Source organism: Paenibacillus phytohabitans (assembly GCF_013141775.1).
Classification (GTDB): Bacteria; Bacillota; Bacilli; order Paenibacillales; family Paenibacillaceae; genus Paenibacillus_AQ; species Paenibacillus_AQ phytohabitans.
Window position 1 is genome coordinate 68,473 of the sequence record NZ_WHOB01000086.1, and the last position, 18,820, is coordinate 87,292.

The window sequence follows — 18,820 nt, forward strand, 5'->3', positions numbered from 1 at the left end:
GGTTGGACCAAGCGTTTGGTCAACGAACGGCGGGCATGGGGATCGAGCAGATCCCGGATGCCGTCGCCGAACAGGTTCATCGCTAGCACGACGAGGACAAGGGCAAGGCCGGGAAAGAGGGTCATCCATGACGAGTTGTAAATATACAGCTTGCCGTCCGACAGCAGGTTCCCGAGACTTGGCGTCGGAGCGGGAATGCCTGCACCAAGGAAGCTTAGCGCCGCCTCCACGATAATTGCCTCGGCAAAGATGAAGGAGCCTTGAACAATAAGCGTGGACAGGGAGCCGGGCAGAATATGCTTCCAGATTATCCGGTTGTGTGACGCGCCCAAGGTATGCATGGCTTCAATATAGGTCGTCTCCTTGGCAGTCAGCACCGAGGAACGGACGATCCGGGCAATGGAAGGGACGAAGACGATGATCAGGCAGAGGATCAGATTGCCGACGCTCGGCCCTAGCGCGGCCATCATTGCTATCGCCAGCAGCACGGCCGGAAAAGCGAATAGACCATCCATCACGCGCATCAGAATCTGATCCAGCCATTTGAAATAACCGGCGTACAGGCCAATGACGAGACCGATTGCCGACGAACCAAGCGCGACCGCGAAGCCGACTTCGGCCGACATCCGCGTTCCGTATACGACCCGCGTCAGCAGGTCGCGGCCAAAATTGTCCGTACCGAACGGATATACGGCGCTTGGAGCCTTAAGACGGTTGACGACGTCGATAGCGTAGGGATCGCGGCTTGCGATCCAGGGCGCGAACAGCGAAACGGCAGCGACCAGTGCAATGAGCACACTGCCGGTAACAGCGGCCTTGTTGACCAAGAATCTCCGCACGAACAGTTTGCGGTTCTCCCGCTTCAGGCGGAGCCTGCGGGCAGCCAATTCATCCGCCTTTATCTCCAATAGGGGCATTAGCAATAGTTCTCCTTTCCCTCCGTTATTTGAGTCTGACTCTCGGATCGACGATCGTGCAGAGCAGATCCACGGCGAGATTGACCATTACATAAGCGAAGGCGACGAACAGGATAACCCCTTGGATAACCGCGTAATCCCTTCGCTGTACCGAGTTGACAAGCAATTGTCCCATACCGGGGATATTAAAAATGGATTCAATGACGGCTGCTCCGGCAAGCAGAGCACCAAATGATCCGCCAATCACCGTCAGAATCGGCAGCAGCGCGTTGCGCAGGACGTGACGGTATACAATGCCCTGCTCGCTGACGCCTTTGGCAAGCGCCGTCTTGACGAAGCCTTCGTTCAGCACTTCAAGCATCGAGGAGCGGGTAACTCTTGCCAGCAAGGCGGCTTGGACAATGCCGAGCGAGAGGGCCGGGAGGATCAGATACTTCAGGTGAGTTATCAGGCCGTCAGAGAGCGGCTTGTAGCCGGACACGGGAAGCCACTTAAGCTGTACGGAAAAAAGCAGCACCGTGAACATACTGAGTACGAACCCGGGAACCGTGATCCCAAACAGCGAAAATCCTGTCAACGCCTTGTCGGCAAGCTCTCCTCTTCTGGAGGCCGCACGAACACCGAGGGGAACCGCGATGACAATGGCGATAAGCTCTGCCAGCAATGCAAGCGAGAAGGTCGGACCCAGATGCTCGGCCAGCGCTGTGCGGACCGGCTGCCTCATGAAGAAGGAGTCACCAAGCTCGCCTTGCAGCGTATGTCCGATCCACCGCAGATATTGCGGGAGAAGAGGCAGGTTCAGACCCATTTGCTCCCGCAGTGCCTCAATCGTTTCCGGGCTGGCGCCATCGCCAAGCATGACGGCAGCCGGATCACCGGGAATCAGATAGATGATGAGGAAGACGATCACGGACAGGACGAAGAGTACAGGAATCATGGCCAGCAGCCGTCTTGTGATGTAAAATGCCAAGAATGGCGCCTCCTTCCAGGCGGGTATTGAAGGACAAGGGCCGCATGCAATCCCTGGGGGATTCATGCGGCTCCTGTTTGCTTTATTGGGACAGTTTCGTATTGGCCAGGTTTGGATAACCGGCCAGCGTGGTCAATCCTGTCAGCTTGTCACGTGTTGCGCTCTGGGAGTAGGTGTCACCGATCTTGACGGCGGCGAGATATTCCCACTCGTATTGCTGTAGCGCATCGTTGGCTGTCTTGATCTCCTCCGGTGTGGAGGCTGCGGTCAGCTGCTTGGTCAGCTCAGCGAGCTTAGCATCTTCAGCGAAGCCGTAGGTCGGATTCAGGTAGAGCAGCTGGGAAGGGGTGGACGGCATGGTGAACAGTCCAACATAGATGTCCCAGGCGTACGGGTCAGCGCGTTTTTTCAGCAGGGTTGCGAAGTCGTTGATATCCAGCTTGGTCTTCACACCGATGGCTTCCAGTTCCTTCTGGAGGACGATTGTTGCGTTATAGAAGGAGCCGCCGAGCTCTTTGGTCGTAAGCAGGGTTACTTCCTGGCCGCTGTAGCCGGCTTCTTGAAGCAGCTGCTTCGCCTTATCCGGATTCTTCTGATTATAGTTCTCCTTGCCGGCTTCGCTGTACCAGGTCGTATTCTCCGGATACATGTAGCTAGGGTTAAGGCGGTACAAGTCCGGAGAATTCACTGTTCCAAGCAGAATCTCGTCGGCGTCCAGCACGGCGGCTACCGCTTCGCGGTATTTGATGTTCGAGAACAGCGGAGACTTCTTATTGAACACCAGGTTGATATCCGATCCGAGGTTCTTGTTCACCGTCACACCTGCAAGGCCTTCAACCTGCGGCAGATTGTCCAGGGTAACATCAACGTAATCGTAAGTGCCCGCGAGGAACGAAGAGAAGCGTGTCGCGCTGTCTGTGACGATATCGAAATAGATATCCTGGAGATAGGCTTCCTTCTTGCCGGAGAGCCCGGAAGCAGGGGTGTCGACGGATTGATAGTCATCGAACTTCGCAACATGTACGTACTGGTCCTGCTTCCATTCAACGAGCTTGAACGGGCCGGTACCGATGTATTCCTTCACGCCGTCCGGTCCGGCTGCCTCTACGACTTCCTTAGGCAAGATCGCGGCATTGTTAAGCACATGGCTTAATTGAGAGATAATGTCGTTGCGGGGCTCGCTCAGCGCAAGCTCGACGGTGTAATCATCTTTTATCGTAAACTCAGATTCTCCCAGCGAAGCTTGCGCACGGCCGGTCAGTGACTTCCAGCGGTTGAGGGACGCGGTGACATCCTCTGCCTTCAGCTCTTTGCCGTTGTGGAACTTGACACCCTGACGCAGATGGAAGGTATACGTCTTGCCGTCCTCGCTCAGATCGTAGGATTCGGCCAGCATCGGAACCGGGTTGAAGTTGGCATCGAAGGCAAACAGCCCTTCAAAAATATTCAGCGTTACATACACATTGGTATTAAGCGACAAGTGCGGGTCCAGCGTCGGCACCTGCTGGGCGAGCGGGAAGCGCAGCTCTGACGCCAGGTTCTCCGGGGCCGGCTCAGCCGTTCCGGGAGCGTTGGCATCCGCGCCTGAGGCTGCATTGTTATTGCCGTTGCCCGAAGAGCAGCCATATACGGCGAGCAGCGAGACAAGCAGCAGTACTAGAATGGAATGGCGGTATAGCTTATTCATCTGGTTTCTCCCCTTAGTCTTTTATCTAAACTTTATTAATCCAATTAGTATAATCGGATTTAATATATTAAAATTAAATATATATGATTTTATTAAAGATGTATATTGAATCCTTTTAATGGATGCGATCAATAAAACTAAAGTCTGAGGGGATTACGGCTAGGAATCCCAGTCCAGCAGCATGTCCGCCGCCCGTACGAACAACCGGACACCGGTTTCCAGTGCGGATTCATCGAAAGTGAATTTCGGATGGTGATGGGGGTATACAATGCCTTTATCCGGATTGCCGGCCCCGATGTTGACGAACGTGCCGGGTACCTTCTGCTGATAGGCGGAGAAATCCTCACCGCTCATGCCTGGAGGTGTATGGATGACGGCATTCTGGCCGACCAGCTCACCTGCAGCTTCTTCAAGGATCCTGGTGAGCGCTTCATCATTAACGACAGGCTCATAGCCGAGGACGTAATCGAATTCGAACTCAGCGCCATGCGCCGCGGTAATGCCCTGCACAATGCGCAGTAATTGTTCACGCGCCTCCCGGCGGACCTGCTCTCCAAAGCTGCGGACCGTGCCCTTGAGAATGGCTGTATCCGGTATGACATTGTGGGATGCCCCGGCAGTGAACTGAGTGACAGAGACAACTAACCGGTCCAGGGGATTCGTGTAGCGGGAGACAATATGCTGTACGTTCGCCACGATCTGGGCGCCGACCGCGATGGTGTCGACAGCCCGGTGGGGGAAGCCGGCATGGCCGCCGTAGCCTTTGATGACAATGGTGAAATTGTCCGGTGAAGCGGCCATATCGCCGTAGGCTATGCCAATCTGCCCGACCGGCAGCTGGGAGGCCAGGTGTTCGCCGAAGACCCAATCCACGCCGTCCATCACCCCCGCCCCGACCAGCTCAATGGCACCGCCCGGCGGCAGCTCCTCGGCATGCTGGAAGATGAAGCGGATCTCGCCGTGCAGCTTGTCCCGCCGCTCTGTAAGCAGCCGGGCCGCAGCCAGCAGCATGGCTGTATGGCCATCATGGCCACATGCGTGCATGACGCCCGGTTTGCCCGAAGCGAACTCGAATTCGTTCTCCTCCAGAATCGGCAGGGCGTCCATATCTGCACGCAGAGCAAGAATCTTGCCCGGCTTGGCGCCAGTCAGCCGTGCGACGACGCTGGTCGGCGTCGGGTGGCTGAGCTCAAGGCCGCCGAAGCCTGTCAGTGTGTCAGTAACGAAGCGGGCGGTGTTCTCCTCCTGGAAGGAGAGCTCGGGATGGCGGTGGAGATGCCGCCGCCAGGCAACGAGCTGCTCCGCCAGACCCTCCGGCCATTCTTCGCGATTATTCGTTTGCCCTGTCATAGGAACCACCCCTCTCTGTCTGATGCGTATACTGCCTATTCTCTCTCATAGGCCTGCAATGCGTTTACGCGGTGGGCCATTGCGGAACCGGCTTTGAGCACCGTGGCCACAAGGGTTGTCTCGGCCAGCTCTTCTATAGTAATGCCCGCCTCCTTGGCGCGGCGGGTGAAGATTTCGATGGAATACGCGCTGCCCTCGACGAGCGCGGCTCCGACCGCAATCAGCAGCTTCTCTTTCTCCGGGATACTTCCGCCGCGCAGTGAAATCTGCAGGAATTCGTGGAACCCGTTGTAAAGGTCCCCGTTCACGTCCTCCAGCTTGTCAGCCAGTTCAATATTGGAGAGCGGGAAGAGATCGGCATCCGTGCTGCCTTGGAACGCCTTCAGCGCGTTCGAAGCGTTGAAGAAGGCGGAGTGGGCTTTGACGGCAGCGGCAACAGTCACCGATTCGAAGATTTCCTCGAAGGTGGTTTGCTCGGACTTGGACTTGCCAATGTGGGCTTCGATGCAGTAAGGGCATCCGGTGATATGTGATACGGCAACTGCAATCAGCTCCTTAGTCTTCACACTCAGCACTCCGGCTGCAAGAGCCTGCTTGTTGAATTCGCCGAATGCCTTGAAGCCTTCGGGAGAGTATGCGAACAGCTTGGCGGAGAAACTCGGGGTGTGGCGGGTATACAGGCTGTTGTTGCTTTCCGGAACTGCGCTGCTTGGATTATTCATAATAGTGGCCTCACTTTGTATGGTTTTTTTTAATTCATTGTAATCCGCTTGGATTATTTAATGGCTTGTCTGCTATAATAGGGGAAAAGAAACGAGTTGTATAATTGAAATATATAAAGCTTCGGTTTATAAATAGTAAATCGTTGTGATTGGGAGGTGTGACGCGCTTGGAAATTCGACTTATCAAAACCTTTCAAACCATCGTGAAGCTTGGCAATTTTCAACGGGCGGCGGAGGCGCTGCAGTACTCACAGCCCACCATTACGATTCAGATCAAAAAACTGGAGGAAGAGCTTGGTGTCAAGCTGTTTGAGCGGGGCAAGACCATTACACTGACGACGGCGGGCCGCCTGTTCCATGAGAGGGCAGGGTCGCTGCTGCAGGAATACGATGATCTGAACGTCGCGCTGGTTGATTTCATTCAGGGGGAGACCGGCCTTATCCGTGTCGGTGCTTCTGAGCCGTCGGCCAGCAAACGCCTGCCGGACATCCTGGCCTCCTTCACCCGGCAGAAGACGAAGGTGCAGACCAAGGTGACGATCGGTACAACGAAAGAGCTTGCCGGCATGCTGCTGGAGGACAGGCTTGATCTGGTCTTGTGCAACCAGCCCGATCCGCACCTGGAGCTGGAGTTCTACCCGCTGCTCAAGGAGACCTTCAAGCTGATCGTACCGGATGATCATCCGCTGGCCGGGCGGGAGGACCTTCATCTTAAAGACCTGAAGGATGAGAAATTCCTGTTCACCCCCGGCTCCTGCGCCTTCCGCATCCGGATTGAAGAGATGATTACCAAGCATATAGGCAAGCTGCGCCAGAGCAGTATAGAAGTAGCGGGCATTACCGTGATCAAATATTTTGTCCAGTCGAAGCTGGGCATTGCGCTTGCGCCGGAAGTGGCGGTAATGCCGCCGATCCCGGGGACAGTGGTGAAGGATGTAGCGGATCTGATGGAGGGGCCTTCCCTTGGCATTCTGACCCGCCGTAATCAGGCTTCCATGAGCCGGATCAGCCAAGGGCTGGTGGAGGAGATCAAACGGATGTATGCCTGAAACAGCTTTGCCCCGGGCGGGTGCAATCCTTGCATTCGACCGGGGCTTTTCTGCGAAAAGGGGCGGACTTTACTATTTCTAATTGCCGGATTCACTTCTTTCTATTGTACATTCGCCTTGGCATCGGATATCCTCTGTACTTATAGATATTCATATTCAATTAATAAACGAATCATAGAGCAGGAAGGAATGAGTTCTCAGGTGAAAAAAATCCATCTAGGCATCTTCGACATCAACACGCTGAATCAGATGACTCAGGGCTTGTGGGCACATCCGGACAATCAGTCCTACCGGTATAAGGAGCTGAATTTCTGGATTGAGCTGGCCCAGCTGCTGGAGCGGGGGTTGTTCGACTTCATGTTCTTTGCCGATTCGTACGGCTATCCCAATCACAAGCGGGAGCTCACCTACCGGGAGGCGGTGTATGCGCCAACCAACGATCCGATGCTCCTGATCCCCGCGCTGGCGGCGGCGACTAAACATCTGGCCTTCGTGACTACGGCATCTCCCGTCTATGAGCTGCCTTTCCCGAACGCCCGCCGCTTCTCGACACTGGATCACCTCACCAATGGCCGGATCGGCTGGAACGTGGTTGCCACGGGAGGGATCAGCGGGGCGGAGGCCTTCGGCCGAAGCGGTATTCTTCCGCACGATGAGCGCTATGAGCAGGCGGAGGAATTCATGGAAGTCAGCTACAAGCTGCTGGAGGGCAGCTGGGAAGACGATGCGGTTACCGGTGACAAGCTCAGCCGCCGCTATGCCGATTCTTCCAAGGTGCATATCGTCAAGCATGAAGGGCGTTACTTCCAGATGACCGCAGCCCACTCAAGCGAACCGTCGGTTCAGCGGACACCGGTTCTCTTCCAGGCGGGCAGCTCGGACCGCGGACGGGATTTCGCAGCCAAACATGCGGAAGGCGTCTTCCTCAAAGCCCCTACCGCCGAGGCACTGCGCGCACAAGTGCAGGATATCCGCCGGCGGGCGGCAGCCTATGGGAGAGGCCCGGAGCAGATCAAGATCTTCACCGGCTTGTCCGCCGTCGTCGGACGGACGAAGGAGGAAGCGCAGCGGAAGCTGGAATCCTACCGGAGTTATGCCAGCAAGGAAGCGGCACTGCTCACCTATGAGACCTCGACGGGCATCGACCTTACAGCCCTTGACCCTGATGCGCCGTTCACCAATTTGCAGACGGAGCAAGGCCGTACCCATACGGAAAGATACACGAAGCACAGCGGCTTCATTCCTACGGTGCAGGACGTCATCGACAACTTCTCGGCCAAGGAGTTCCGGGGAATTACTGTGGCGGGCACAGCAGAAGAGATTGCGGACCAAATGCAGTATTGGGTGGAGGAGACGGGAGTGGACGGCTTCAACTTAGAACGTTACGTGCTGCCTGGAGGACACCGCGACTTCATCGAGCAGGTTGTGCCTGTGCTGCAGCAGCGGGGGATATTCCGGGAGCGGTATGAGGAAACGACGCTCCGTGAGCGGCTGTTTGGAAAGGGAGCCACGCGCCTGGCGGATACACATCCGGGGGCAGCCTTCCGTAAGCTGGAGGAATAGAGCTTAGCATTGAACAAGAGCCATGAAGGAGAGGCCGTCCGGTTATTTTAATACGGCAAACGGCTCTGCGTGAATTTCTATATACAGATATAAATGTTACTTGATTTGAATATCAGGCCCAGACCTTATAGGTTTGGGCCTTTTAAGATTAAGCGTACCCAGATGTGTGTTGTTACGTTCCGTGTTGTGCCTGTGAATTGAAAAAAGAGCACGGTTTTTTTGAAGTATTGCTTAAGTAGAAACAATAAAATGGAATTATGACGAAAGGATACTGGAGTTTTAGGGGGAGAACGGGTGTTTAATCTCAGTCAGGCCATACCATTGGAAGATAGAGCGAACGATCTGATAACGGTGGGCGAACTGCTAGTTGATATGATCTCCAACGATTACGGCGGGGCTTCAGAAGGTGGCGGATATACCAGATATTTTGGCGGGTCGCCTTCCAATATTTCCATTAATGTCAAGAAGCTGGGCATCCGGTCGCAGGTTGCTTCGGCGGTGGGGAGAGACAGTCTCGGGACGTTTCTGGTGAATGAATTGCAAAGTGCAGGAATGAATACAAGCGGGGTCCAGCGGGTGGACGAATCTACCAGCATGGTAGTGATCACGAAGAGTAAGGAGACGCCCGTTCCCATCTTCTACCGCGGAGCGGATAGCGGATTGGTGTACAATGATTTTGTGGAGCAAGCCTTGATCCAGTCCAAAATTGTCCACTTCTCCTGCTGGCCGATCTCAAGAGTCCCTTCGCGTGATACGGTTGAACGGGTCATCGAGGTGGCAAGAGAGCATAAGCTGCTCATTGGATTCGATCCTAATTATCATCCACTGATTTGGCAGAAGGGCGAAGATGGCGTGTCCTATGTCAAAAGCATCATCCCCAAGGTAGATATTCTCAAACCTTCAGAGGACGATGCCGAGCGGCTGTTTGGACCAGGTACTCCGGCAGAGCAAGTGGGGAGATTCCTGGAGCTTGGCGCCAAGCTGGTAATTATGACTCTGGGCAAGGATGGCGCTTTGGTATCTAACGGGAGGGAGACGCTGGCGTTCGATACGAAAGCTACCCGGATCGAAGATACGACCGGAGCCGGAGATGCCTTTTGGTCCGGATTCTATGCGGGTGTCGTCAAGGGATATCCCCTCAAGGAGGCGCTGGAGCTCGGCTTGGCCGTCAGTGCGTACAAATTGAAATTCACGGGCGCGGTAGTGAACCTGCCAACGCTGGAAGTCATAAAACAACAATATAACCTGTAGGAGGTTTCAGATGACGCTGAAGAATCAAGTACAGCTGATTACGTATCCCGATTCGCTGGGCGGAGACCTGAAGAGGCTTCATCAGGTGCTGCGCGGACCCTTCGCTGATCTGTTTGAAGGCGGAATCCATATCCTTCCGCCTTTTCCGTCCTCCGGGGACCGCGGATTTGCTCCTCTGACTTATCTGGAGATTGAGCCGGCGTTTGGCACCTGGGAGGAGATCCGCAGCATAGGGGAAGAATTCGATGTGCTGGTGGATCTGATGGTGAATCACATCTCCAGGCAATCTCCTTATTTCCAAGACTTCCTGGAGAAAGGCCGGGCTTCCGCATATGCGGATTTATTTATAACTCTGGACAAAATCTGGGAGAACGGTGAGCCTGTCCGTGCGGATATTGAGAAAATGTTCCTGCGCCGTCCTGTGCCTTATTCTGGCTTCACCACCGGTGTGGATGGCAAGGAAGAGAAGGTCTGGACGACCTTTGGCAAAACAGACCCCTCCGAGCAAATTGACCTCGATGTCTGTTCCCCGTTGACCCGGGAGCTGCTGCGGAAGTTTTTTGAGAACTTCAAAGAGCAGAAGGTCAAGATCGTCAGGCTGGATGCAGTCGGATACGTGATCAAGAAGCTGGGGACCAGTTGTTTTTTTGTGGAGCCGGAGATTTATGAATTTCTCGATTGGATCAAGACAATGGCGGATTCACTGGACATAGAGCTGCTGCCCGAGGTGCATGCACACCACAGTATCCAATCCAAGCTGTCGGAATACGGGTGCTGGATCTACGACTTCATCCTGCCTTACCGGGTGCTTGAGGCACTTACCGGCAGGTCCAATACAGCGCTCTATTCCTATCTGCAGACGCGTCCGCACAAGCAGTTCACTATGCTTGATTGTCACGACGGCATTCCTGTGAAGCCGGATCTGGATGAACTGATTGATACGAAGGAAGCCCGGGAGCTGGTTGATCTCTGCGAAGAGAGGGGGGCGAACCTGAGCCTGATTCTGTCGGAGGAGCATAAGGCGCAAGACGGATTCGATGTTCATCAGATCCGCTGCACGTATTATAGCGCCTTGAATGAAGACGATGACGCTTATCTCGCTGCGCGTGCGATTCAATTCTTCACGCCGGGGATTCCACAGGTCTATTATGTGGGTCTGCTGGCCGGTGCCAATGATCTTGAGCAGGTGGCCCTGACGGGGGAAGGACGCGAAATCAACCGCCATAATTATACCCTGGAAGAAATTGCTGAAGGGCTGGAACGGGAGGTTGTGAAGCGGCTCATGAAGCTGATTCGCTTCCGCAATACTTACAGCGCCTTCGGAGGAACGTTCCGGGTGCTTGAGGCGGCAACGGATGAGATCCGGCTAATGTGGGAGCAAGACGGGAAATATTGCCGGCTGTTCATCAATCTGCAGAATTATCAGACCGTCATTGAATATGCGGATGATGAAGGTAAGGCTGCTGTTTATCGGGTGTAAACCGAATGTTGTTAAGGGGGGATTATTCTGGCTACACTGCAAATAGGATTTTACTCCAACTGCCTGAAAAGAGAAGTAACCTTTAATGCGTTATTGCCGGTTGATCTGCCGGAAGGCTTGGGACTGCCGGTCTGGTCAGGAGAACCTTTGAGGGCGCTGTATCTGCTGCATGGATTCTCCGGGAGCCATAACGATTGGCTGAACTTCTCGCGGATCAGAGAGCTGGCGGACCGGTATCAGGTTGCGGTATTTATGCCTGCCGGTGAGAACCGCTTCTATCTGGATGATGAGAACAGGGGAGAATACTACGGGGAATACATCGGCAGGGAGCTGGTGGAGTTCACGCGCAAGCTGTTCCCGCTGTCCGCGGCACGCGGGGATACCTGGATTGGCGGTTTATCGATGGGCGGCTATGGAGCAATCCGCAACGGTCTGAGCTATGCAGAGCAATTCGGCCGCATTATAGCCTTGTCATCAGCACTTATTCCTTATAGAATTGCGGGCATAGCCCCGGATTACAATGACGGGATCGCCAGCTATAGCTACTACACAAGCGTCTTTGGCGATCTGGACCAGTTGCTTGGCAGTGATAAAGACCCGGAGAAGCTTGTGCTTGAGGTGAGGGCGAAGGGGCTTGAACTGCCGAAGCTCTATATGGCCTGCGGAACGGAGGACATGCTGCTGGATGTGAACCGCCGGTTCCATCATTTTCTTGATAGTGAAGGGGCCGGACACCTCTATGAGGAAGGCCCGGGAGAGCACAACTGGGAGTTCTGGGATAAGCAGATCGAAGCTGCACTGAACTGGGCAGTTAACTAACTTCAAATCGCATATGCTTACGCCCCTGGGCCTGGTTCTGAAATGAACCGGCTCAGGGGCTTGCTGAATTCCGGGGAGGAAGAAGGGGTGGTATGATTCGTACAAACAGTATCGTGTTCAAGTTCTCATTGCAGATGACAGTCATTCTTGCGATCCTGCTGTCCATCCTTGTTCTGAGCAATATTTACTCCCTGGAGGTTGTACGAAGTAATGCACTGACAAGCTCACGGAATACGCTTGCCCTCTATCAGGCTAACATTCATAATAACTTCAACAATTTCTCCAAGGATCTGATTGAGGTGTTCGATAATAACATTGATGCTGCAGTCAATATAGCGAGTCTGGATGAGAGCAGCCGGTACTTCAAGGTGCAGCAGCTCAAGAATGATCTGCTGGCCAAAATGGCCAACGATTATTCCAGTGATGGGATGTTTATCAGGCTGTCGGGCGAGCTGGTGCTGGAACAATTCAGCAGCCGGATGGGGTCTGCAGATAAGCTTGCCCTGGTCGATTTCCTCAATCTGCACAAGTTCAGCTCCGGTCCTGCAGAGGACGGTGAGGAATGGAAGATATTTCAGATTCAAGGGAAATATTATTTGCTCAAGTACATCACTTATTCACAGGTCAGCTTTGGAACATTAGTCAAAGCGGACACGCTGCTGGCAATGGTGAACAGGGGGAGCAACGATGAGAACCGGTACGTACTGAGCAATACGGAGGGCATTATTTTATCGGCAAATAATATCGGCCTGAGCAAGGCGGACATCACCTTGGAAAGCTTAACCAAAGAATACCAGCGTAGCTTCCTGATCGTATCCGAACCGATAGGAGAATTTGGCCGGATCACTAATATGGTTGCCAAGGGGAGCCTGTTCTCGGGACTTAGGCTTATCCAGTGGGGCATTGCCTTATTGGCGGTTCTTTCGGTTATCGTCGTACCGCTTGTCCTGAGGTTCTTAACAAGGGATGTGCTGAAGCCGATTCTAGAACTGGTGAAGGCGGCCAAGGTGGTGGAGCAGGGGCAGCTGGAATACCAGGTTCCTCAGGGGGTACCTTACTCCCTGGAGTTTATGAAGCTGTTCCATGCGCTCGAATCCATGGTTAGTGAAATCAAGGATCTGAAGATTCAATCCTATGAAGAACAGATCGAAATCAGCCGGGCAGAGATCAAATATCTGCAGATGCAAATCCGGCCACACTTTTTCCTGAATGCAATCTCAACGATCACCAGCTTGACGTATCAAAATAAAAATGAAGAAATCCGGCGCCTGATTCACTGCCTGTCGGAACATCTCCGGTATATGTTTAAGGGAGGCCTTGTCGAAGTTACGATGGAAGAAGAGATCAAGCACACCGAGAATTATATCCGGATGCAAGAAATCCGGTATCCTGACCAAATATTTTTCATGATCGAGGTCAGTGATGAAGCCCGGCAGGTGCCCATTCCTCAATTCATGATCCAGACCTTCGTAGAGAATACGTTCAAGCACGCGATGTTCTATGCAGAAATGCTGTCCATCTTCATAAGAGTGTCACCTGTGACAAGAGACGGAAGCCCGTTCGTAAGTATTGTGATTGAGGATAACGGAGCAGGCTTCTCTTCTGAATGGCTAAGCAGACCTGAAGCCGAAGAGGTGACGGAGGATGGGGACAGGGTTGGAATTGCCAATATCCGCAAAACACTCAGGCTGCTCTACAAGCGTGATGATCTGCTCAAGCTGTCCAATGCAGAGACGTCTGGCGCCAGAGTAGAATTGTGGATACCTGCCAAAAGGTCCGGCCAGCCAATGTTGTAAGGGGGGATTATATGCGGTGTATGTTGATTGATGATGATATCCCTACGGTTGAAGCCCTGCGCAGTATTGTGAACTGGGATGAATTTGGAATTACCGAGGTACAGACCGCTCATAACATACAGGATGCGAAGCAATTATTCGCCGGCGGTGAGCCTGATTTGATCATTTGCGATATCGAAATGCCGCGGGGCTCGGGGATTGATATGATCAAGTGGGCCAGGGACCGCCAATATGAAGGCGGTTTTATCTTTCTGACCTGTCATGAGAGCTTCAGCTTCGCTTCCGAGGCGATCTCGTACGCAGCCGACTCCTATCTGGTCAAGCCGCTGGACAAGCAGGAGCTGGAGGCAGCACTGCGGAAGTCCATGGAGACGCTGAAGAAAAAGGTAATCATGGGTGAATACAGCAAGCTGGGGCTTGCGTGGCTGAAGAACAAGGATCTGGTGGAGCGGGGGTTCTGGAGTGATGTGCTGACAGCCACGCTGTCTCCCCGCATCCCGCTCATCCAGAGTGAAGTGCAGAAAAGGGAGCTGGACCTGTCAGTGCATGCGGAATATACCCTGTTTCTCGTAAGTGTTCCGCGTTCCCAAATCGAGCGGGAGTGGGACGAGAGCATCTTCCATTATGCCCTCTCTAACCTGATCTCTGAAATTCTCAGCAGCCAGGTGAGCTTAGGCCGGATCATCGCCTATCAAGCCGATGATGTGTTCTACAATGCGATTCTTATCGAGAGTAAGATTGATATGAAGTGGCTGAAGGACAGCGCAGAGCATATTATTCAGATGTGCCGGCAATATTTGAAGTGTACAGCTACCTGTTATTTCAGCGGGCAGACAGCAATCTCTGGACTGTCGCAGCTCAAAACGGAGCTGGAGCAGCTGGATGATTCCAATATCATTTTCAGAGGGAAGGTTCATCTGCCGGATGTACCGTTTCATTATGATACTACAGAGCGCTTTACCCTTGACATAGAGCTGTTCACCATGCTGTTCGTCCAGAAGGAGAAGGTCCAGATTGTGAACCGGCTGAAGAAGGAGCTGGAGCTTCTGACAAGCTTGAATAAGCTGGATTCAACGACACTGCATTCGATCCGGGAGGACTTCCTTCAAGTGGTCTACTCGCTTCTCTCACGGCAGCATATCCAGGCGCACCGGCTATTCGCCGATGATGTGACGCAAGGCTTGGCCCAGAAAGCCGACAGCAGTGTGTTTGACTTCATGAAGTGGGCTCAGGCACTTACGGACAAAACGGTGGATTCTATCAAAGAGGTATTGCAGTCTGAAGGGGTTGTCGAGAGGGCGAAGCGGTATATCCAGGAGAATTACAGGCAAGATCTCAGCCGGGAGGATGTCGCCGCAAGCGTATATCTGACCGCCGATTATCTGGCGAAGGTGTTCAAGAATGAGACCGGGCAGACGGTCAAGGAATATCTGAACGACTGCCGCATCAGAGCGGCGAAGCAAATGCTGATTGAGAGCACGGCGAGCATAAGCGAGATCGCTATGGATGCCGGATTTGATACGATATCTTATTTCTCCACGGTATTCAAAAAGCTGACAGGAGAAACACCGTTAGCCTTTCGTTCCAAGCACAAAACCGTCAGATAGCAAGAAGCTCCGCCTTTCCGGAAGGAAGCGGAGCTTCTTGCTGCAGCGCGGTTTTTCAAAAAAACAGCCCGTCTTTTTGAAAGCCCGCACTCCTCCAAAGAAGTACAATGAAATTGAAAATACAGAACAGGGAGGCATCATCATGAAAAGTAAAAAGGGGTTAGGTTCACTGTTGTTGTCCATGGTAGTATGCGGTTCACTGCTCTCGGCCTGCGGCAGCAATTCAAATACAAAGGCTAATGATTCCGGGAATGAGGAAGCCAATGCAAAAGTTGCTGAAATCGTATTTGCCCTGCCGTCCTTCAACCGGATTCCCGATGATCTCAGCAAGGTGACGGATGCGATTAATGCAATTACAACCAAGAAGATCGGTGTGAAGGTGGATTTCCGCCTGTACGGTCCAGCTGATTATGCCCAGAAAGTCAACCTGGCGCTCCAGAGCGGAGAGAAGATGGATATCTTCACTACGCTCGGACAATTCTCCAACTATGTGTCCAAGAGTCAGGTCGCTCCGCTCGAAGAGCTGCTTCCGGAACACGGTAAAGAATTAACGGCTATTCTGGAGAAGGATTTCGGCCCGGACATCCTCAAAACCACAACGATGGATGGTCATATCTATGGTATTCCGGTAAATAAAGGAATGGCTTTACCTACGAATATCATCTACAACGCCGATATGCTGGCGGACGCAGGCATCTCAGCGGATGCGATTCAATCGGTGGAGGATCTGCCTGCTGTCTTCGCTGCTGTGAAGAAGAAGTCACCTGATGTGATTCCGTTTGGCCCGATTAATGTGAATCCAACGGATACAGGCCTTGTGAATCTGATGAAAGGTGCGAGCAAGGTAGATTACCTGACCGATACAACAGGAGTCGGCGTCGTAATCGGCGACAACGGCAAGGTCGTTAATTTCTATGAATCCGATGTGTTCAAGAACGGAATCGGGATGATGAGAGAATGGTTTAATGCAGGTTATTTGCAGAAGGACACCGCAACAACGACGATCACAGCTATGGAGATGGTATCTTCCGGACGCGGCTTCTCCTTCCTTGGCGGTTACAGCGGGAAGGAAGTGGGCAGAACCCTGAGTGCGCAAGCCGGTAAAAATGTGGAAACCAAACGCATTGCTCCCTTCTATTTCGATACAAGTGCTGTTAATTCCGTAACCTGGATGGTATCCAGTACGTCCAAGGAAACGGAAGCCTCTGTCAAGTTCCTGAACATGCTGTATACCGACACCGAGCTGATCAACACCATCCTCTATGGAATTGAAGGGGAGGATTACGTGAAGGTTGATGAGCATCATGTGAAATTCCCGGAAGGCAAGGATGCCAATACGGTATCCTACACAGCAATGCTAAGCTCGGGAATTGTAGGCTCTGAGTCCCTTCAGTACCAGTTAGAGGGGATCAACTGGTCGGATGTTGAACTGAAGCTCCAAGAAAACAAGGATACCGAAAGATCGCCGTATTTCGGATTTATCTTTGATCAAAGCGATGTGAAGACGCAGATGAGTGCTGTGAATAACGTCGTGAATCAATTTCTGCCCGCTCTTGTAAGCGGATCAGTAGATCCGGATACCATTATTGCGAAGTTCAACAGTTCACTTAAGGATGCAGGCGCCCAGGCGATCATTGACAGCAAGCAGGAGCAGCTGGACCAATGGATTGCCGCGCAGAAACAATAATTTAAATAACTTGCTTGCGGGTAGAGCCGCCAACAAAGGCTCCGCCTGCAGCAATGGAGGTGAATCCGACATGTCAGCCCAACCTAAATCCAAGCCGCTCAAAAAAACACTTCCTTTATTGATTCTGGCTGCTCCGGGCCTGCTGTACTTCATGATTAACAGCTATTTCCCCATGTTCGGGGTGTTCATCGCTTTCAAGGATGTCAATTACGCGAAGGGCATCTTCGGCAGCGACTGGATCGGCCTCAAGAACTTCACCTTTCTGTTCCAGACCAGCGATGCCTGGATTATGACCAGAAATACCCTGCTCTACAACCTGGCCTTTATCGCGCTCGGGACCATTGTCTCGATCCTCATTGCCATCCTTATGTCAGAGCTGCTGAATAAGATGTACTCGAAGCTGTTTATGACAGGCCTGATTCTTCCGAATCTGATCTCGATGATCGTCCTTTCTTTGCTTGTCTTCGCTTTTCTCAATGCAGACAGCGGATTCGTGAATCATTCAATTCTTCGGCCGCTTGGTATCCCGGAGATCAACTGGTATTCGGAGCCGAAACATTGGCCTTATCTGCTGGTTCTCATTCAGATCTGGAAGACGGCAGGCTACGGCTCCATCGTCTATTTCGCATCTATTGCCGGAATTGACAAAAGCATCTATGAGTCTGCCAAAATTGACGGCGCCGGGAAGCTGAAACAGATCCGCCTGATTACCCTGCCGCTGCTGAAGCCGACCATCATTGTATTGGTGCTGATGTCCATGGGACGGATTTTCAACTCCGACTTCGGCCTGTTCTATCAGGTTCCTATGAACTCGGGTGCGCTGTACAGCACGACTCAAACGATTGATACGTATGTCTACCGCGCCTTGATGCAGCTGAATGATATTGGAATGTCGGCCGCAGCCGGCTTGTATCAATCGCTGGTTGGCTTTGCGCTTGTGCTTGCGGTCAATGCCATCGTCAAGAAGGTTAATCCAGAAAACGCATTGTTCTAGGAGGAAACGCTTATGATACAAACAAGAGGAGAACGGACGTTTACTGTGTTTTCTGCGGTCGTGATGATTCTGCTGACGGTTTTTGCTTTTTTACCCTTCCTTCTGATTGTGATAGCCTCGTTCACCGATGAAACGACCTTGATCCGGAACGGATACAGCTTTTTCCCGGAGCACACAAGTCTTGAAGCGTACCGGTATATCCAGTCCTCAGCCTACATCTTCATCCGGGCTTATGGGGTTTCATTTGCAGTCACGATCCTGGGAACGGCCATTGGACTGCTGATAACAAGCATGCTTGCCTATCCGATGTCCCGGTCCGATTTCAAATATCACAATGTGCTGGCGTTTGTTGTTTTTTTCACCATGCTGTTCAGCGGAGGGATCGTGCCTTCCTACATCATGTGGACGCAATATTTCCATATTAAAAATACCCTGTGGGCGCTGATTCTTCCCAACCTGCTCGCGAACGGCTTTAATGTATTGCTGGTTCGAAACTACTTCAAAAATAATGTCCCGCTGGAAATTATTGAAGCTGCCCAGATCGACGGCGCGTCGGAGCTGCGGACCTTCTTCCGGATTATGCTTCCCTTATCCATGCCGGTTATGGCAACGGTCGGTATGTTTATGGGACTCGCTTATTGGAACGACTGGATCAATGCGCTGTATTTTGTATCGAAGCCGCAATTATACGGGATTCAGAATCTGCTGATGCAGCTGATGAGCAACATTCAATTCCTCAATTCCGGTCAGGCCGGCAATGTACTCGGGGCAGAGAGCGTATCGCTGCCAAGCACAGCCGTGCGGATGGCGATGGCGGTTCTGGGTATTGTGCCGGTGCTGTTCGTACTGCCCTTTATGCAGAAATACTTGACCCGCGGCGTGGTAATTGGTGCAGTCAAAGGCTGACAGGCTGACAACATAGATGAGA

At 52.7% G+C, this 18,820-nt stretch carries 14 protein-coding genes and 1 pseudogene; 10 read left to right on the top strand and 5 right to left on the bottom strand.

The annotated features are described in order from the left end of the window. Positions 1–41 precede the first annotated feature (41 nt). The 5 genes and pseudogenes from GC101_RS36355 to GC101_RS28060 form a co-directional block, all read right to left on the bottom strand. Positions 42–917, bottom strand: a pseudogene (locus GC101_RS36355) (ABC transporter permease); the annotation flags it as partial. A 25-nt stretch (positions 918–942) separates the two neighbouring features. Beyond that, positions 943–1,887, bottom strand: a complete 945-nt coding sequence (locus GC101_RS28045) for an ABC transporter permease (RefSeq protein ID WP_171720011.1) — start codon at positions 1,885–1,887, stop codon at positions 943–945. Positions 1,888–1,969: 82 nt separating this feature from the next. Continuing rightward, positions 1,970–3,574 carry an ABC transporter substrate-binding protein gene (locus GC101_RS28050; protein WP_171720012.1) on the bottom strand — a complete coding sequence of 535 codons (1,605 nt, stop codon included), beginning with the start codon at positions 3,572–3,574 and terminating at the stop codon, positions 1,970–1,972. A gap of 159 nt (positions 3,575–3,733) precedes the next feature. Then, positions 3,734–4,924 carry an amidohydrolase gene (locus tag GC101_RS28055; RefSeq protein ID WP_171720013.1) on the bottom strand — a complete coding sequence of 397 codons (1,191 nt, stop codon included), beginning with the start codon at positions 4,922–4,924 and terminating at the stop codon, positions 3,734–3,736. A gap of 35 nt (positions 4,925–4,959) precedes the next feature. Beyond that, a complete protein-coding gene (locus GC101_RS28060; RefSeq protein WP_171720014.1) occupies positions 4,960–5,646 on the bottom strand; it encodes a carboxymuconolactone decarboxylase family protein in 687 nt (228 codons plus the stop codon). A gap of 167 nt (positions 5,647–5,813) precedes the next feature. Between GC101_RS28060 and GC101_RS28065 the strand changes: the two genes are divergently transcribed. From GC101_RS28065 to GC101_RS28110, 10 genes are all read left to right on the top strand, one after another. After that, positions 5,814–6,695 (top strand): LysR family transcriptional regulator, encoded by an 882-nt coding sequence (locus GC101_RS28065; RefSeq protein ID WP_039293497.1) that lies wholly within the window; start codon positions 5,814–5,816, stop codon positions 6,693–6,695. 189 nt (positions 6,696–6,884) lie between these two features. Beyond that, entirely contained in the window at positions 6,885–8,258 is a 1,374-nt protein-coding gene (locus GC101_RS28070) for an LLM class flavin-dependent oxidoreductase (protein ID WP_171720015.1), read from the top strand. 294 nt (positions 8,259–8,552) lie between these two features. After that, entirely contained in the window at positions 8,553–9,509 is a 957-nt protein-coding gene (locus GC101_RS28075) for a PfkB family carbohydrate kinase (RefSeq protein WP_171720016.1), read from the top strand. Positions 9,510–9,519: 10 nt separating this feature from the next. Then, entirely contained in the window at positions 9,520–10,989 is a 1,470-nt protein-coding gene (gene gtfA, locus GC101_RS28080; RefSeq protein WP_171720017.1) for a sucrose phosphorylase, read from the top strand. 63 nt (positions 10,990–11,052) lie between these two features. Next, complete coding sequence (locus GC101_RS28085) at positions 11,053–11,808, top strand: alpha/beta hydrolase (RefSeq protein ID WP_246354557.1); 756 nt, start codon at positions 11,053–11,055, stop codon at positions 11,806–11,808. A 92-nt stretch (positions 11,809–11,900) separates the two neighbouring features. Continuing rightward, on the top strand, positions 11,901–13,604 hold the full coding sequence (locus GC101_RS28090) for a sensor histidine kinase (RefSeq protein ID WP_171720018.1): 1,704 nt from the start codon (positions 11,901–11,903) through the stop codon (positions 13,602–13,604). Between the two features lie 11 nt (positions 13,605–13,615). After that, a complete protein-coding gene (locus tag GC101_RS28095; RefSeq protein WP_171720019.1) occupies positions 13,616–15,211 on the top strand; it encodes a response regulator transcription factor in 1,596 nt (531 codons plus the stop codon). A 142-nt stretch (positions 15,212–15,353) separates the two neighbouring features. Continuing rightward, entirely contained in the window at positions 15,354–16,898 is a 1,545-nt protein-coding gene (locus tag GC101_RS28100; RefSeq protein ID WP_171720020.1) for an ABC transporter substrate-binding protein, read from the top strand. Between the two features lie 70 nt (positions 16,899–16,968). Then, a complete protein-coding gene (locus GC101_RS28105) occupies positions 16,969–17,892 on the top strand; it encodes an ABC transporter permease (RefSeq protein WP_171720021.1) in 924 nt (307 codons plus the stop codon). 12 nt (positions 17,893–17,904) lie between these two features. Beyond that, positions 17,905–18,798, top strand: a complete 894-nt coding sequence (locus GC101_RS28110; protein WP_171720022.1) for a carbohydrate ABC transporter permease — start codon at positions 17,905–17,907, stop codon at positions 18,796–18,798. Positions 18,799–18,820 lie beyond the last annotated feature (22 nt).

Coding starts and splice junctions, on each gene's coding strand:
- GC101_RS28050 (WP_171720012.1), bottom strand. CDS start 3,574: ATGAATAAGCTATACCGCCATTCCATTCTAGTACTGCTGCTTGTCTCG.
- GC101_RS28060 (WP_171720014.1), bottom strand. CDS start 5,646: ATGAATAATCCAAGCAGCGCAGTTCCGGAAAGCAACAACAGCCTGTAT.
- GC101_RS28090 (WP_171720018.1), top strand. CDS start 11,901: ATGATTCGTACAAACAGTATCGTGTTCAAGTTCTCATTGCAGATGACA.
- GC101_RS28100 (WP_171720020.1), top strand. CDS start 15,354: ATGAAAAGTAAAAAGGGGTTAGGTTCACTGTTGTTGTCCATGGTAGTA.
- GC101_RS28055 (WP_171720013.1), bottom strand. CDS start 4,924: ATGACAGGGCAAACGAATAATCGCGAAGAATGGCCGGAGGGTCTGGCG.
- GC101_RS28095 (WP_171720019.1), top strand. CDS start 13,616: ATGCGGTGTATGTTGATTGATGATGATATCCCTACGGTTGAAGCCCTG.
- gtfA (WP_171720017.1), top strand. CDS start 9,520: ATGACGCTGAAGAATCAAGTACAGCTGATTACGTATCCCGATTCGCTG.
- GC101_RS28105 (WP_171720021.1), top strand. CDS start 16,969: ATGTCAGCCCAACCTAAATCCAAGCCGCTCAAAAAAACACTTCCTTTA.
- GC101_RS28110 (WP_171720022.1), top strand. CDS start 17,905: ATGATACAAACAAGAGGAGAACGGACGTTTACTGTGTTTTCTGCGGTC.
- GC101_RS28070 (WP_171720015.1), top strand. CDS start 6,885: ATGAGTTCTCAGGTGAAAAAAATCCATCTAGGCATCTTCGACATCAAC.